This is a genomic window from Cribrihabitans pelagius (assembly GCF_048820915.1).
Taxonomy (GTDB): domain Bacteria; phylum Pseudomonadota; class Alphaproteobacteria; order Rhodobacterales; family Rhodobacteraceae; genus Cribrihabitans_A; species Cribrihabitans_A pelagius.
Genome location: NZ_JBMERR010000023.1, coordinates 31,911 through 47,461 on the forward strand (window position 1 = coordinate 31,911; position 15,551 = coordinate 47,461).

Below are 15,551 nucleotides of genomic sequence, written 5' to 3' on the forward strand. Positions count from 1 at the left end.
CGGCTTCAGAGCGGCCAGATGAAGGGGATGAGAACCGAGGCCAGAAGCCCGACGGTGAGGTTGAGCGGGATGCCCACGCGCAGGAAATCGGTGAATTTGTAGCCGCCGGGGCCATAGACCAGCATGTTGGTCTGGTAGCCAATCGGGGTCGCGAAAGAGGCCGAGGCCGCCACCATCACCGCCACCACCAGCGGCCGCGGATCCACGCCCATGGCCTGCGCGAGGCCAATCGCAATCGGCGTCACCACCACGGCCACGGCGTTGTTGGAGACCAGCTCGGTCAGCACCGAGGTCAGCAGATAAACCGCCCAGACCAGCAGGAACGGCGGCAGCACCGAAAGCGAGGGCGCGAGACTGTGCACGATCAGCCGCACCGCACCCGAGCTTTCCAGCGCCGCGCCAATGGCAAGCATGGAAAAGATCAGCGCCAGCAGGCGGCCGTCAACGAAGGAGAATGCCTCGTCCGCGTCGATGCAGCGTGTGACCAGCACCAGCGCCACCGACAGCACCGACAGCATCAGGATCGGTGCCACCCCGAGTGCTGCGAGGATCACGATGGAAAACAGCGAGATGATTGCTATTGGCGCGTGGCTGCGGCGGTAGGCGCGCTGGGTGGGCTGGGAGACATCGGCCAGGTCCATCTCGGAGGCCAGCCGCTGGATGTCTTCCGGGGCGCCTTCGAGCAGCAGGGTATCGCCGATCCGCACCACCAGGTCCTCCAGCTGCACCCCGATGTTCTGATTCCGCCGGTGCACCGCCAGCGTGTAGACGCCATAGCGGCGGCGCAGGCGCAGCGCGCCGAGCGAGCGGCCCACCATGCGGCAGCCCGGGGTGATCAGCACTTCGACGGTTTGGGTCTCCACCGCCGAGACCTGATCGACCCGCTTCAGCTCCTTGTTGGTCTGCAGGCTCAACAGCTCGGTCATCCTCGTGCGGAGCACCACGCGGTCGCCCACCTGCAGCTCCACCCCTTCGAGATTGCGGCGCAGCGACTCGTCGCCGCGGATCACGTCGATCAGCCGCACACCGGGGCGCTTAAACAGCTGCACACCGGTCACCTCGCGGCCGATCAGGTTGCTGTCGGGCGGGATTACCGCTTCGGTGAAAAACTTCATCCTGGACTTGTCGCTCAGCATCGACGCCATGCTGTCGCGGGCGGGCAGCAGACGCGGCGCGATGAAGCGCAGATAGACCATGCCATAAGCCACGAGAAACAGCCCCAGCGGCGTCACCTCGAAGATGGTGAAGGGTCGAAGCCCTTGAGCACGGGCGACACCGTCGACCAGGAGGTTAGTGGAGGTGCCGATCAGCGTCAGCGTGCCGCCGAGAATCGCCGCATAGCTGAGCGGGATCAGCATCTTGGAGGGCGCTACATCCAGCGTGCGGGAAATCTGGATGAAGACCGGGATCATCACCACCACCACCGGCGTGTTGGAAACCACAGCCGAAGCCGCAACGACAAATGCCATCAGCAATGCGATGGCCAGCCTCGGCCGCACGCCGGCCTGGGTCTTGGCGGCCTGGGTGAAGGCATCCAGCGACCCGGTACGCACCAGCGCGCCCATGATGATGAACATCGCGGCAATGGTCCAGGGCGCCGGGTTCGACAGCACAGGCAGCGCCTCGCTGTAGGGCAAGACGCCGGTTGCAAGCATCACCGAGACGCCGGTGATCGCCACAACTTCGGTTGGGTAGGTTTCCTTCAGGAAGGCCAGGAACATGGCCAGGACGATCACAAGAGCCAGGATCGCGTTGCCGGTGTCACCAATCTGGAAAAACTGCATATGCCGTGACTAAACCCGTATTCGTGCCCAACCGCCCGGGCGCCGCGTGATCCGCCGCCATCGCGCAGTCTCCCCGAGGACCTTTAGCAGCGCAAGAAATTCCGCGCCTTCCCTGCCCTCTTACTGCACCGGGCGATTATTACAACAGGCGGCTGCACCGGGCATGCCGCCTGCGCGCTCAGGGCGCGGCAGGCTCCAGCAGCCCGCCCTGGCGCACCATGCGCACCTGTTTGGCGGCACCGGTGCGGTCGTCGGTCTCGATGAACACCCCCGACAGCGAGGCTTCGCCATTGGCCGGGGTGAAGCGGCTTTTCGGCATTCCGGTCACGAAGCGGCGCATCGGCTCGGTCTTTTCCATGCCGATCACCGAGTCGTAATCGCCGCACATGCCGGCATCGGTGATATAGGCGGTGCCCTTGGACAGCACCTGAGCGTCAGCCGTCGGCACATGGGTATGGGTGCCCACAACCAGCGAAGCGCGGCCGTTGCAGAAATGGCCCATCGCCATCTTCTCGGAGGTGGCCTCGCAATGCATGTCGACAATCACCGCCTGCGCCAGCCCGCCGCGCGGATGCGACTTCAGCACCGCCTCAACCGCGCCGAACGGGTCGTCGAAGGCGCGCTTCATGAACACCTGGCCCAGCGCCTGGGTGACCAGAACCTTGCGGCCGCCCGGCGCGTCGAACAGGCGGAATCCCCGCCCCGGCGCGCCCTTGGCAAAGTTCAGGGGCCGGATGACGCGCGGCTCCTTTTCGATGAACTGCAGCATGTCCTTCTGGTCGAAGGCGTGGTCGCCCAGCGTCAGGCAGTCGACCCCCGCATCCAGCAGAAGCTTGGCGTGCTCGCCGCTCAGCCCCATGCCGTTGGAGGCGTTCTCGCCGTTCACAACCACGAAGTCGAGCCGCCACTCCTGCCGCAGCTGCGGCAGGTTTTCGGTGACGGCACGGCGCCCGGCGCGGCCCATCACATCGCCTAGGAAAAGAATACGCATGCGCGGCTGGTAGGCAACGCGGGGCCAAAGAGCAAGGCCCCGCATCGTCAATTCACGCAGCTGTGGCGCCGCGGTCAGCTGTAGGCGCCAGCCGAATAGGTGAGCTCGTAGCCGTGCGAGTAGATCTCGAAGACGTTGCCGAAGGGGTCTTCGACATAGACCATGCGGTAGGGCTTTTCGCCCGGGAAGTATTCCCGCACCGGCATCCGCTGCTTGCCGCCGGCCTCGACGATCTTCCGGGCCAGGCCTTCGACGTCCGGGTCCTGCACACAAAAGTGGAAGACGCCGTGGCGGCGGAAGTCGAGGTTGTCCTTGGGCGCGTAGTTGCCCTCAAACTCGAAGAGCTCGATGCCGACGCGATCCGAAGTGGACATATGCGCGATGCGCAGCTTCGACCAGCCGGGGCCGAACACGTCCGTGCACATACGGCCGATGTCGCTGTCATCCTCGACCACTTCGGCGGGCTGCATGATGGTGTAGAACCCCATGACTTCGGAGTAGAATTTCACCGCCGCGTCCAGGTCCGGAACCGACAGGCCGATGTGGGAAAAGCTCTTGGGGGCCGGAAGCATGATTGTCTCCTTTTTCATGTTGGGGCCGTTTCTCGTGACCGGAGATACGCTTGACCCAAGCAAAAGCAAAATTATCATACCTAATGAAAATCATAACAAAACGGATTGCATGTGCTGAACGCAAGCTGGCTGGAAACCTTCACCGCGCTGAGCGAGCTGGACAGTTTCACCCGCACCGCGGCGCGGCTGAACATGACCCAGCCGGGGGTGTCGCAGCACGTGAAAAAGCTGGAGCAGCAGGTGGGCCAGCCCCTCCTCCTGCGCCATGGCAAGAGCTTCAGCTTGACCGGGGCAGGTGCCGCGCTCGCCGCCCTGGGCCGCCGCCGCCAGGCCGAGGAGGAGGCGCTGCGCCAGGAGCTGGGCCAGGACGATCCCGCCCGCGGGCGGGTGCGCATCGCCTGCCCCGGCGGCCTTGCGGTGCTGATCTACCGCGCGGCGGAGGCGCATCTGGCGCAGGCGCCCGGGCTGATGCTCTCGCTGCAAGCGGCACCGCAAGCGGCGATCGAGGCGCAGCTGCTGGCCGGGGAGCTGGACCTCGGCATCCTGCACCGCAAGCTGGAGGCGCCGCGGCTGACGGCAGAACCCCTGGGCCGCGACCGGCTGAACCTGATCCTGCCGCCGGGGAGCGAGGCCAAGCCAGCGTTCGACACGCTGCAGGCGCTGGGGATGATCGGCCACCCGGACGGCGCGGCGCTGGCGGACCGGCTGCTGGGCGCGAATTACCCCGGCTACCGCGGCGCCGCCGGGCTGCGCCAGCGCGCTTTCCTGAACCAGATCGGGCAGATCCTCGACCCGGTGGCGGCGGGGGCCGGCTACACCATCCTGCCGCAAAGCGCGGTGCTGGCGCAGTCCGCCCGGCGGGAGTTCCGCATCGCTGAGCTTGCGGCCCCCTTGGAGGACGACCTCTGGCTGCTCAGCCAGCACAGCACCCGCCCGCCGGCGCGGCTCACGTTCTTCGTGGAGGCGATCCGCGAGGTTTGCGCCGGGCTCGCCCGCTAGCGGCGGTCAGAATTGCAGGACGCGGCTTTCGGTCACCACCATGTCGAGCGGCTGGTCGGTCGGCTCCAGGGGCAGGTTTTCGTCCTCTTGGGCGTCGAAGGCAAAACCAATCGCCAGCGTCGCCCGCTTGCCCCGCAGCATCTCCAGCGTGCGGTCGTAGAAGCCGCCGCCATAGCCCAGCCGCCCGCCGCGGCTGTCGAAGGCAACAAGCGGCACGATCAGGATTTCCGGCTCGAAAAAATCATCCGCGGCCGGCACCTGCGCGCCGAAAGGCCCTTCGCGCAATGGAGCGTCCGGCTGCCAGCGGCTGAACTTCAGCGGCTGGCCCTTGCCGATGATCACCGGCACGCCAACGGGTCCATGCGCTGCGGCCTCGGCCATGGCGGGCACCGGGTCGATCTCGGTGCGGATCGGCAGGAAGCCGGACAGCGGCACCCCGCGGTAGCCCGCCAGCACCTCCGACAGGTGCCCGGCTGCGCCCGGCAGGCCCCGCGCGTGGGCCTCCTTGCGGCGGGCAAAGGCCGCCTTGCGCGCTGCGGCTTTGATGGCACTCAGATCCGTCATTCCTGCTCTCCTCCAACTCGCTCCGGGGTCAGCCCGTTACAGCAGCACCATCACAACAGCACCACCGCGGCCAGCCCCAAGAACGCAAAGAATCCGACCACATCTGTCACCGTGGTGACAAAGGCGCCGGACGCCAGGGCGGGGTCGATGCCCATCTTCTCCAGTAGGACCGGGATCACCGTCCCTGCGAGCCCGGCAACGACCAGATTGACCACCATCGCGACGGCAATCACCACGCCCAGCATCGGCGAGCCGAACCAGGCCAGCCCCACGATGCCCATGAGCACCGCAAAGATCACCCCGTTGATCAGCCCCACCAGCACCTCGCGGCGGATCACCCGCCAGACGTTGGAGCCGGTGAGGTCGCGGGTTGCCATCGCCCGCACCGCCACGGTGAGCGACTGGGTGCCCGCGTTGCCGCCCATCGAGGCAACAATCGGCATCAGCACCGCGAGCGCCACGAACTGGGCAATGGTCGCCTCGAACTGGGCAATCACCAGGGACGCCAGCACCGCCGTCACCAGGTTCACCGCCAGCCAGGGAAAGCGGCGCTTGGTGGTGTCGATCACCTTGTCCGACAGCGAGCTTTCCTCGCCCACACCGGCCAGGCGCAGGATGTCCTCCTCGTGTTCCTCGTCCAGCACGATCATCGCGTCGTCGATGGTGATGACGCCGACCAGCCGCCCCTCGCCGTCAACCACGGGGGCGGAGATCAGGTGGTACTGATTGAAGGCATAGGCCACGTCTTCCTCGTCCTGGTCGGCCGGGATCACCTGGAAGGTGTCCTCCACCAATTCGGTGAGCGGCACCTCGCGCCTGGTGGCCATGATCCGGCCGAGGGTCACGTTGCCGACCGGATGGGTGCGCGGGTCGATCAGGATCACGTGGTAGAACTGCTCCGGCAGGTTCTCGGACTCGCGCATGAAGTCGATGGCCTGGCCGACGTTCCAATGCTCCGGCGCCATCACCACTTCGCGCTGCATCAGGCGGCCGGCGGAGTTTTCCGGGTAGCTTAGCGATTGTTCGACCGCGACCCGGTCGGAATCCTCCAGAACATCGAGGATGGCTTCCTGCTGCGGCTCTTCCAGGTCCTCCAGAAGATCAACAACATCGTCGCTTTCCAGCTCCCGCACCGCGTCGGCCAGCACCGCGGGCGACAGCAGCGAAATCACTTCCTCGCGGATGCTTTCGTCCAATTCCGACAGGATTTCGCCGTCGAACTCGCGGCCATAAAGCTGGATCAGCCGGGCCCGGTCATAAGCGCTGATCTGTTCCAGGAAGTCGGCGATATCGGCCGCGTGGAGCGGCTCCATCAGTTCGGTCAGCCCGGCCTGATCGCCCGCCTCCACCGCGGCAAGGATGGCGCTGGCGCGTTTGCGGTCCAGCTCGTAGGCGTCGTCCTGGCCCGGCTCGGTGCCGGTGATATTGTCGCCGCTGCTCATGCGATCTCGCGCCCCCTTGTGTCTTTGCCTGCAAAATAGAAGAAGCTGTTTCCGGAAAACAATGGGGATGGCATAATTTACCGGACCCTGAGCGCGCGCCTATCCCGGGTGCAGCGGTTTGGCAAGCAGCGGGGAGCACAGATGAACGGCGATTTCATACTGGCGGGGCAGGTTCTGAGCTTTCGCCATTCCCCCTTCACGGGCGAAGATCCGGACGCGGCCGCGGTGCTGGCAGAGGCAGTGGCGATTTCCGGCGGCCGTATTGCCGGCACTGGCAGCAAAGCGCAGATGCAGGCGCTGCTGCCCGGCGCGCAAGTGACGGATCACGGCCGCAAGCTGATCCTCGCAGGTTTCGTCGATGCCCATGTGCACTACCCCCAGACGGCCATCATCGCGAGCTGGGGCAAGCGGCTGATCGACTGGCTGAACAGCTACACGTTCCCGGAGGAGATGCGCTTTGGCAACCGCGCCTATGCCGGAGAGATCGCCGCCCGCTACCTGGACCTCGCCGCCGCCCATGGCACCACCACGGTGTGCAGCTACTGCACCATTCACCCCGAAAGCGTGGATGCATTCTTCTCGGCCGCTGAGGCGCGCGGGCAGCGCGTGGTGGCGGGCAAGACGTGCATGGACCGCAACGCGCCCGAGGGTTTGCGCGACACGGCGCAGTCGGCTTATGACGCCTCGGAAGCGCTGATCCGGCGCTGGCACGGGGTGGACCGGCTGCAATATGCGATCACGCCGCGGTTTTCTCCCACCTCCACGCCCGAACAGCTGGAGGCGCTGGGGGCGCTCTGGGGCCAGCACCCCGGGTGCCTGATGCAGACCCATCTGAGCGAGCAGACCGATGAAATCGCCTGGGTGAAATCCCTCTTCCCGCAGGCCCGCGATTATCTGGACACTTATGAGGAATACGGCCTGCTCGGCGCCCGCGGCGTCTATGGCCACGCCATCCACCTGGAGGAGCGCGAGCGCCACCGCCTGCGCGAATACGGCGCTGCCCTGGTGCATTGCCCGACCTCGAACACTTTCATCGGCTCGGGGCTGTTCAACATGGCCGGGCTGATTGCCGAAGGCCAGCGCATCGGGCTCGCCACCGACACCGGCGGCGGGTCGAGTTTTTCGATGCTGCGCACCATGGCCGCAGCCTACGAGGTCGGCCAGCTGCGCGGCACACCGCTGCACGCGGCGCAGCTCCTTTGGCTGGCGACGCAAGGCTCCGCCGCAGCGCTGCGGCTGGACGGGATGGTCGGCAATATTGCACAAGGCATGGAGGCGGATCTGGTGGTGCTGGACCTGGCCTCCACCCCGGCGATCGCGCAGCGCTCCGCCCGGGCTGAAGACCTGTGGGAAGCGGTCTTCCCGACCATCATGATGGGGGATGACCGCGCCATTGCCGAAGTCTGGATCAACGGCCAGCGGGTTTAGGAGAGGCGCTCGCGCGCCTCTGCCTCCGGCGGGAGTATTTTCAGCAAGATGATGCGAGCGCCCTTGCCATCCCGCCGTGGCGCTCGATCAGCCGCGGGAGGTCCAGTGTGGTGACCTCGCCGCCGCGGATGATCTGGCGGCCTTCGACAAACAAGTGCTTCACCTGCGCGGGCCCCGCGAGCAGCAGCGCCGCCGCATCCCAGCTGCCGCTGGAGGCGACGCCCCGCACGTCCCAGACCGCGATATCGGCGCGTTTGCCGGCTTCCAGCCGCCCGCAGTCAGGACGGCCCAGCACATCGGCGCCGCCGCGGGTGGCCATCTCCAGCGCCTCATAGGCGCTCATCGCGTCAGCCCCATTGGCCACCCGCTGCAGCAGCAGCGCCTGGCGCGCCTCACCGCTGAGGCTGGCCATGTCATTGCTGGCGGAGCCATCCACTCCCAGCCCCACCGGCACGCCGGCATCCCGCATCTCGCGCACCGGTGCGATGCCGCTGCCAAGGCGGCAGTTCGAGCACGGGCAATGCGCCACGCCGGTGCGGGTTCTGGCAAAGAGATCAATCTCCTGCGGGTTCAGCTTCACGCAATGCGCGTGCCAGACGTCATCGCCGGTCCAGCCCAGGCCCTCGGCGTATTGACCGGGGCGGCAGCCGAATTGCGCCTCGGAATAGGCGATGTCCTCATCGCTCTCGGCCAGGTGCGTGTGCAGCATCACCCCCTTGTCGCGGGCCAGCAGCGCGGCATCGCGCATCAGCTCGCGGCTGACCGAGAAGGGCGAACAAGGCGCAAGGCCGACGCGGCACATCGAGCCTTCGGCAGGATCGTGGAAGGCATCCACCACCCGGATCATGTCGTCAAGAATGGCGCGCTCGTCCTCGACCAGGCTGTCCGGCGGCAGGCCGCCATCGCTTTCGCCAATGCTCATCGCGCCGCGGGTCGGTTGGAAGCGCAGACCAACCTCGAGCGCCGCCTCAATGGTGTCCTCCAGCCGCGCGCCATTGGGGTAGAGATAGAGGTGATCGGAGCTGAGCGTGCAGCCCGACAGCGCCAGCTCCGCAAGGCCGAGCTGGGCAGAGACGAACATCTCCTCCGGTCCGAAGCGCGCCCAGATCGGGTAGAGCCGCTGCAGCCAGCCAAACAGCAGCGCGTCCTGCGCGCCCGGCACCGCGCGGGTGAGGTTCTGGTAAAGATGGTGGTGAGTGTTCACCAGGCCCGGCGTCACCACGCAGCCGCGGCCAGAGACCACCTCGCCCGCGGTCTGCAGCCCCTGCCCCACCTCGACGATCCGGCCGCCGCGGATCAGCACGTCGGCATTGTGCAGCACCCGGCGGGCGTCATCCATGGTGAGGATGGTATCGGCGTTCTGAATCAGGAATTCGGTCATGTTCACACACTCCAAGGACCAGCCCGCTTCATTGGAATGTGTGGAAAGCCAGCGGAAAACGGGCACAAGAACCGGCTTGAGGACAAATTAACGGCCGCGCGCCGCCGCGGCAAGCCTCAGTCTTCTTGAAGCAGTTTCAACGCAGCGGCGTGAATTTCGGGATTGGCGGCGGCGAGAACCTGACCGCCGTCATGGGCCGGGCCGCCCTGCCAGCTGGTGACGAGGCCGCCCGCGGCCTCGATCACCGCAATCGGGGCCTGGATGTCGTAGGCGTTGAGTCCGGCTTCGATCACCAGGTCGATCTGCCCGGCTGCGAGCAGCGCATAGGCGTAGCAATCGGTGCCATAGCGGGTGAGCCGCGCCTCTGCCGCGACGCGCTCGAAGGCGGCGCGCTCTGCCGGGGTGCCGACTTCCGGGAATGTGGTGAAGAGGATCGCCTCTTCCAGCGGGCGCGGCGGGCGGGCACGCAGGCGCCGCTCGCCCAGCGGCCCGGTCATCGCGGCCACACCGGGCGCGCCGGTGAAGCGCTCGCCCGTGTAGGGCTGGTCGATCACGCCCAGAACCGGCCCGCTGTGATCGGAGAGCGCAATCAGCACGCCCCAGGTCGGAGTGCCGCTGAGGAAGGCGCGGGTGCCGTCGATCGGATCCAGCACCCAGGTGCGGCCGCTGCTGCCCTTGGCAGCGCCGAATTCCTCGCCCAGGATACCGTCCCGCGGGCGCAGCTCCGCCAGCACCGCGCGCATCGCCTGTTCGGCGGCGCGGTCGGCGGCGGTGACCGGATCAAAGCCGCTGCTCAGCTTGTTCTCGGCCTCCAGGCCTTCGGCGCGGAAGTACGGCAGGATGGCCGCGCGGGCGGCATCGGCCATCCGGTGGGCGACCTCGAGATCGGAGAATGCGGAATCTGTCATGCTGCAACGGGTGCCACCGCGGGGCGGGGTTTTCAAGAGGGCAGCGGTTTGGCAGCCCGTGCCGGGGGGCTGCCAATTGGACGCGAAAATGCCCGGCCGCCTTCACACGGTCCGGGCAGATCCTTGTTTTGCGGATGTCGCGGGCGTGGTGCCGGCCAGCCGGTTCAGCGGCTGGGTTTCAATCCCGCTTTTCAACCCGCGATGCGGGCTGTAGGACAGGCCAGCCGGGGCATGGCCAAAATTAGTCCTGGTTTCAGGCGGCGTCGCTCAGCACGCGGGCCAGTTCGAACAGGCGGCGGCGCTGGTTTTCCGGGATCGCGTAGTAGGAGCGCACCAGGTCCAGTGCTTCCTTGTCGCCCATCAGATCCTCAGGCACGGCGGCCTTGTCGGCGGGCGCCTTGGCCTCGTCCTGCAAGCCTTCGAAGAAGAAGCTCACCGGCACGTCGAGGGCGTCGGAAATGTCCCAAAGCCGGGACGCGCTGACGCGGTTTGCGCCAGTTTCATACTTCTGGATTTGTTGAAATTTGATGCCAACCTGCTCAGCAAGCTGTTGTTGTGTCATGCCGATGAGCCAGCGGCGGTGACGAATGCGCTTTCCCACGTGCACGTCTACGGGATGAGCCATGCGTTTCTCCTAAGTCTGAAATTCAGGCTGCAGCCCGAAGCGCCCCTAAATCCAACACCTTGACCAGGCGCATCCCATCATGTGCCACGAGCAAGCTTCCCCATCTGAGCGTTCCGGGGTCAACCCCTGTGAAAATAGTACAACCCTTGCGATTGAATTCAAGGCTGCCGTCGCCCGGGCCCGCCGCCGCGGGGTCAACCGCATGATTTCATGTATCATTTTTTTAAACGTTTTATTGCCAAGCGCCTGCCGATCCCCTACCTCCCCAGAAATAGCGAGGTGTTTCCGGTTTCAGGGCCCCGTCAGAGTGACCCGGCGAATCGCCCTGATTCCCGCAATAGGTGAGGAGAGAATATGCGCGCTTATCAGATGACCGCCTTCGGAGCGCCGCCGGAGCTGGCGGAAATCCGCTGCCCGCCGCCCGGCCCCGGCGAAGTGGCGGTGGAAGTCCGGGCCTGCGGGCTGAACTTTGCCGATCTGCTGATGGTGAAAGGCAGCTACCAGGACACCCCCAAGCCGCCCTTTACCCTGGGGCTGGAGGCGGCGGGTATCGTCACCGCAATTGGCGAGGGCGTCACCGGGTTTGCGCCCGGCGACCGGGTGGCCGCCTTCAGCGGCCACGGCGGGCTGGCCGAGGAGGCGGTATTCGAGGCCGCACGGCTGGTGAAGATCCCGGATGCGATGAGTTTCGAGCATGCCGCGGCGCTGCAAATCGCCTATGGCACCAGCCATGTTGCGCTGGACCATTGCGCGCGGCTTCAGAAGGGCGAGACGCTGCTGGTCACCGGAGCCGCTGGCGGCATCGGGCTGACCGCGGTTGAGATCGGCGCGATGATGGGGGCAAAGGTGATCGCCCATGCGCGCGGCGCAGAGAAGCTTAAGGTGGCCGAGGCCGCGGGCGCCAGCCACCTGATCGACGCCAGCGAGGATCTGCGCGCGGCGGTGAAGGGCCTGGGCGGCGCCGATGTGATTTACGACGCGGTGGGCGGCGAGGTTTGGAATTCCGCCTTCCGCGCCGCCAACCCGGGCGCGCGGCTGCTGCCGGTGGGCTTTGCCAGCGGCGAGGTGCCGCAGATCCCGGCCAATCACCTCCTGGTGAAGAACCTGACGGTGATCGGCTTCTATCTCGGCGGCTACATGAAGTTCCGTCCCGAGGTAGTGCGCGGCTCGCTGGATACGCTGTTTGCCTGGCATGGCGCGGGCCGCATCAAGCCGCATATCAGCCACCTCCTGCCGCTGGAGCGGGCGGGCGAAGGGCTGGAGCTGCTGCGCAGCCGCAAGTCGACGGGCAAGGTTGTGATCACCATGCATAACGGCGGCTGAACGCCGCACCCGGCGATGGAAGGGGCGGCCTCTGCGGGCACTCCCGCCCGTCCCTGGCGCATCCAAGATGCGCCGCTCCCGTTGGGCCGGGCCCGGCGCTCACGCGCCGGGCGGCGGAGCGCTCTTGGCCGGAAGGGCCTCGGGCCGCCCGCACTCCCGGACGGCGCCTCAGCTGGCGGCCCTGAGGGGCACGCGGCGCAAATTGTCAAAGCCCTGGCGGATCACCTGGGCGAGTTCTTCAACATAGGGCGCCCGCACCCGGTCCGAGCCATAGAGATTGATATGCTGCACCGGCAGCGGCGGCAGCGCGCCGCCGTGCTCGATCAGCTCCTGATAGGCGGGCTGGGTGCCCTCGAGCAGCACCCCCACCGCCAGATCGGCGCTGATCGTTGCCTCGACAGTGCGGTCGGACTCGCTGTCGAGCGCCATTTCCCACTTGATTCCGGCCGCATCCAGCGCCGCGGTGGCCACCGGCCGGAAGCTGCAGTTGCGGCAGAAACCGAGCCGCAGCGGCCGCTGCCGCCAGACCGAGCCATCCGGCGCCCCGACCCAGCACAGCGGCAGGGTGTGGATAGGCTCGCTTCCCTCGCCCGAGCCAGTCTCGGTCGTCAGCACCAGATCGTAGCTGCCCTTGGCAAACCCGGCCTTCAGGTCGCGGGTGTTGGAAGTGACCAGATTGACGTTCACCCGCGGGAAGCTGAGGTTGAAGCGCTTCAGCACCTGCGGAATGACCGGGTGCACCACGTCATGCGGCACCCCCAGCACCACCTCGCCCTCGAAGGCCTGGTCGGTGAGCCGGCCGATCACCTCGTCGTTGAGCGCCACCATGCGGCGGGCATAGCCCAGGAGCTGCTCGCCCGCGCCGGTGAGCGCGATGCCGCGGCCGGACCGGTCCAGCAGCGCCAGGCCCAAAAGCTCCTCCAGCCGTTTCAGCTGCATCGAGACCGCCGACTGGGTCAGATGCAGGAAGCCTGCGGCGCGGGTCACGCCGCCGTAGTCAGCGACAGCCACAAAGGACCGCAGCGTCGTGATATCCAGATTGCGTGCCATCACAGCTCCTGATGCCTTGAATCAAAAACATTCGTTTTCAAAATATGCCATGAGCGCGCATATTCATCAACACAATTGATCGCCCATCAGGGAAACATCACAACCACCGCTGAAGGAGAGATACCATGACTACAGCTCCGCAGACCCGCCCGCTGCCTTGCCCGCCCGTTGCCGCCCTCCGCCCGGCATTGTTCCAGCGGCTGAAGCTGCACTTCGCCGCCTGGCGTCAGCGGCGTCAGCTGGACAGACTGGATGCCCGCGCGCTGGAAGATATCGGCATCACCCGCTCCGAGGCCGAGGCAGAAGCGCGCCGCCCCTTCTGGAGCGCGCCGGACCACTGGCTGCGCTGATCCGCCGCGAACTTTCAAGGCGCCGCCAGCCCCCGGACGGCGGCGCCTTGCCAGCCCGGGGGACTCCCCGCCCCGAAAAGGTTCCGGAATGGCTCCAATTATCCGCGTCAATCTGCGCTTAAATACTTGAACAGCCGGGCGCTTCACCCGATATTTAGCGGGAACGCTGCCACCGGCCTGCGGCAACGCAGGGCCAAGCAGCGAGGGAGACATTCACGGAGACCATCGGTATGGCACAATTCGACACCATCCGGTCTGCCACCGGCGCACGCGCCGCACAGATCGACGAGGGCCTGCGCGCCCACATGAACAAAGTCTACGGCACCATGTCCGTGGGCACTTTCATCACCTTCCTGGCCGCCTGGGCCATCGCCGGCCTGGCCGTCACCACCGATCCCGGCAACGCGGTGGCACAGCTGAGCGCGGACAAGTACCTCACCAGCTTTGGCCATGCGATCTATGCTTCGCCGCTGAAGTGGGTGGTCATGTTCGCGCCGCTCGCCTTCGTCTTCGGCTTTGGCGCCGCGGTGAACCGCCTGTCGGCTTCCGCCGCGCAGCTGGTGTTCTACACTTTCGCTGCGGTCATGGGCCTGTCGATCAGCTCGATTTTCCTGGTCTTCACCGGCGAATCCATCGTGCAGGTGTTCCTGGTGACCTCGATCGCCTTTGCCGGCCTGTCGCTTTACGGCTACACCACCAAGAAGGACTTGTCCGGCATGGGCACCTTCCTGATCATGGGGGTGATCGGCCTTCTGGTGGCCTCGGTCGTCAACATCTTCCTGGCGTCGTCGGCCATGGCTTTTGCCATCTCGGTGCTGGGTGTTCTGATCTTTGCGGGGCTCACCGCCTATGACACCCAGAATATCAAGAACACTTACCTGCAGATGGCCCATTCGGGCGACCAGGAGTGGCTGGGGAAGGCCGCGATCATGGGCGCGCTGAGCCTCTATCTGGACTTCATCAACATGTTCATGTTCCTGCTCCAGCTGCTCGGCAACCGCGAATAAGCGCGCATCCGGCAACATCAATTTTCAAGGGGCGGGTCCGAGGGACCCGCCCCTTTTGCATTTCAGACCCCGTAAACGTTTCGCAACAAGGATTGACCCATGAAGATCATTGACGTTCCGCCCGCCGAGGCCCCGCGCCTGCTGCCGCTCTTGAAGGAGTTGCACGCGCTGCATGTGGCGCATCAGCCTGCGCGCCACGTGGCAGACCCGGAGGACGGTGCATTGGCCGCCTGGCTGCAGGATTGGTTGAGCAGCGCGGATGCCTTTGCCCTCGCCGCCGAGGACCCGCAAGGCGCACTCCTGGGCTATCTGATCTTCACGTTGGAGGTGCGCCCCGCTCTGCCCGTGCGCGCGGCTGAGACCCGGGTCATGCTGCAGCACATCGCGGTCGCGGAGGCCCATCGCCGCCAGGGCGTCGCCCGGGCCCTGATGGCGGAAATGAAGGCGCGGGCGGCAGCGCGCGGCGTCACAGTGATTGCAACCACCTATGCGCCATTCAATACCGCCTCGGCCGCGCTGATGCAGCGCATGGGGCTGGAACCGGTACTGACGGTGGCAGAGATGCGGGCTGGCTGAACACAGCGCCGGCAGCGCACAGAAAAGGGGCCGCCCCATCCCCGCTGGCGGCCCCTTACTGGCGCTGGTCCCCCCGGCGCCTGCCTGGACGATTATCTGCCCGTTACCGGCAATTCAGCCCGGCCGACAGCGCGACCGTGCCGGGGCGGCTTGCCAGCGGCCGCACCGGCCCCTCGGCACGGCAGCCCGAAGCCGCAGACGCCGCCTGCCGGAAATCCGCCTCAGACACCTCTGGCAGCAGCGCCCCGGCTTCACCCTCCGGCACCCTGAGCACCGCAATGCCGGAGCCATGTGCCTGCACTACGGACAGCTCCAGCAAATGCCCGTCATGGCGGAACTGCCAGACCCGCGCCTGGCCGCCGGAGGCAGGGCCCGCTTGCCCGCCCTGCGGCAGGAGCACGGGGTACGCAGCGCCGTCGAGGCCCCCGCCCAGCGGCTGCTCGAGCACCAGGGGCGGCGGCGGTACCGCGACGGTCTCCCGCGCCCCGGACGCCGGCACCGCAACCCCGGCCAATACTGCACTGATCGACAAGAACCGCATGGCAAACCCG

16 protein-coding genes are annotated in these 15,551 nt (G+C 66.5%); 6 read left to right on the forward strand and 10 right to left on the reverse strand.

The window, feature by feature from the left end; all coding sequences use genetic code 11:
• Nucleotides 1-5: 5 nt before the first annotated feature.
• The 3 genes from ACOHX0_RS18155 to ACOHX0_RS18165 form a co-directional block, all read right to left on the reverse strand.
• A complete protein-coding gene (locus ACOHX0_RS18155) occupies nt 6-1,784 on the reverse strand; it encodes an SLC13 family permease (RefSeq protein WP_420678568.1) in 1,779 nt (592 codons plus the stop codon).
• Nucleotides 1,785-1,962: 178 nt separating this feature from the next.
• The gene (locus ACOHX0_RS18160; RefSeq protein ID WP_420678569.1) at nt 1,963-2,775 is read right to left on the reverse strand and encodes a TIGR00282 family metallophosphoesterase; all 813 of its coding nucleotides are present in this window, start codon (nt 2,773-2,775) and stop codon (nt 1,963-1,965) included.
• 74 nt (nt 2,776-2,849) lie between these two features.
• The gene (locus tag ACOHX0_RS18165; protein ID WP_420678570.1) at nt 2,850-3,347 is read right to left on the reverse strand and encodes a lactoylglutathione lyase family protein; all 498 of its coding nucleotides are present in this window, start codon (nt 3,345-3,347) and stop codon (nt 2,850-2,852) included.
• A 111-nt stretch (nt 3,348-3,458) separates the two neighbouring features.
• Between ACOHX0_RS18165 and ACOHX0_RS18170 the strand changes: the two genes are divergently transcribed.
• Entirely contained in the window at nt 3,459-4,346 is an 888-nt protein-coding gene (locus tag ACOHX0_RS18170; RefSeq protein WP_420678571.1) for a LysR family transcriptional regulator, read from the forward strand.
• Between the two features lie 6 nt (nt 4,347-4,352).
• On the opposite strand, the gene ACOHX0_RS18175 is transcribed toward ACOHX0_RS18170, so the two are convergent.
• Nucleotides 4,353-4,910 carry a 5-formyltetrahydrofolate cyclo-ligase gene (locus ACOHX0_RS18175; protein WP_420678572.1) on the reverse strand — a complete coding sequence of 186 codons (558 nt, stop codon included), beginning with the start codon at nt 4,908-4,910 and terminating at the stop codon, nt 4,353-4,355.
• Nucleotides 4,911-4,960: 50 nt separating this feature from the next.
• Nucleotides 4,961-6,352, reverse strand: coding sequence for a magnesium transporter (gene mgtE / locus ACOHX0_RS18180; RefSeq protein WP_420678574.1), 1,392 nt, complete (start codon nt 6,350-6,352; stop codon nt 4,961-4,963).
• Nucleotides 6,353-6,493: 141 nt separating this feature from the next.
• Here mgtE and guaD point away from each other — a divergent pair, with 141 nt between their 5' ends.
• The gene (gene guaD, locus ACOHX0_RS18185; RefSeq protein ID WP_420678575.1) at nt 6,494-7,780 is read left to right on the forward strand and encodes a guanine deaminase; all 1,287 of its coding nucleotides are present in this window, start codon (nt 6,494-6,496) and stop codon (nt 7,778-7,780) included.
• Nucleotides 7,781-7,820: 40 nt separating this feature from the next.
• Here guaD and ACOHX0_RS18190 read toward each other — a convergent pair whose 3' ends face one another.
• From ACOHX0_RS18190 to ACOHX0_RS18200, 3 genes are all read right to left on the reverse strand, one after another.
• Nucleotides 7,821-9,161: an 8-oxoguanine deaminase gene (locus tag ACOHX0_RS18190; protein ID WP_420678576.1), complete on the reverse strand. Its 1,341-nt coding sequence runs from the start codon at nt 9,159-9,161 to the stop codon at nt 7,821-7,823.
• 116 nt (nt 9,162-9,277) lie between these two features.
• Complete coding sequence (gene hisN, locus ACOHX0_RS18195) at nt 9,278-10,069, reverse strand: histidinol-phosphatase (protein WP_420678577.1); 792 nt, start codon at nt 10,067-10,069, stop codon at nt 9,278-9,280.
• A 253-nt stretch (nt 10,070-10,322) separates the two neighbouring features.
• On the reverse strand, nt 10,323-10,694 hold the full coding sequence (locus ACOHX0_RS18200; RefSeq protein WP_420678578.1) for a helix-turn-helix domain-containing protein: 372 nt from the start codon (nt 10,692-10,694) through the stop codon (nt 10,323-10,325).
• 354 nt (nt 10,695-11,048) lie between these two features.
• Between ACOHX0_RS18200 and ACOHX0_RS18205 the strand changes: the two genes are divergently transcribed.
• Nucleotides 11,049-12,017 (forward strand): NADPH:quinone oxidoreductase family protein, encoded by a 969-nt coding sequence (locus tag ACOHX0_RS18205; protein WP_420678579.1) that lies wholly within the window; start codon nt 11,049-11,051, stop codon nt 12,015-12,017.
• 168 nt (nt 12,018-12,185) lie between these two features.
• On the opposite strand, the gene ACOHX0_RS18210 is transcribed toward ACOHX0_RS18205, so the two are convergent.
• On the reverse strand, nt 12,186-13,067 hold the full coding sequence (locus tag ACOHX0_RS18210; protein ID WP_420678580.1) for a LysR family transcriptional regulator: 882 nt from the start codon (nt 13,065-13,067) through the stop codon (nt 12,186-12,188).
• A gap of 125 nt (nt 13,068-13,192) precedes the next feature.
• On the opposite strand from ACOHX0_RS18210, the gene ACOHX0_RS18215 reads away from it, so the two are divergent.
• The 3 genes from ACOHX0_RS18215 (at nt 13,193) to ACOHX0_RS18225 (ending at nt 15,000) form a co-directional block, all read left to right on the forward strand.
• Nucleotides 13,193-13,417 (forward strand): DUF1127 domain-containing protein, encoded by a 225-nt coding sequence (locus ACOHX0_RS18215; protein ID WP_420678581.1) that lies wholly within the window; start codon nt 13,193-13,195, stop codon nt 13,415-13,417.
• A gap of 230 nt (nt 13,418-13,647) precedes the next feature.
• Entirely contained in the window at nt 13,648-14,424 is a 777-nt protein-coding gene (locus ACOHX0_RS18220; RefSeq protein WP_420678582.1) for a Bax inhibitor-1/YccA family protein, read from the forward strand.
• Between the two features lie 99 nt (nt 14,425-14,523).
• On the forward strand, nt 14,524-15,000 hold the full coding sequence (locus tag ACOHX0_RS18225) for a GNAT family N-acetyltransferase (protein WP_420678583.1): 477 nt from the start codon (nt 14,524-14,526) through the stop codon (nt 14,998-15,000).
• A 103-nt stretch (nt 15,001-15,103) separates the two neighbouring features.
• On the opposite strand, the gene ACOHX0_RS18230 is transcribed toward ACOHX0_RS18225, so the two are convergent.
• Nucleotides 15,104-15,541, reverse strand: a complete 438-nt coding sequence (locus tag ACOHX0_RS18230; protein WP_420678584.1) for a hypothetical protein — start codon at nt 15,539-15,541, stop codon at nt 15,104-15,106.
• Nucleotides 15,542-15,551: the final 10 nt, after the last annotated feature.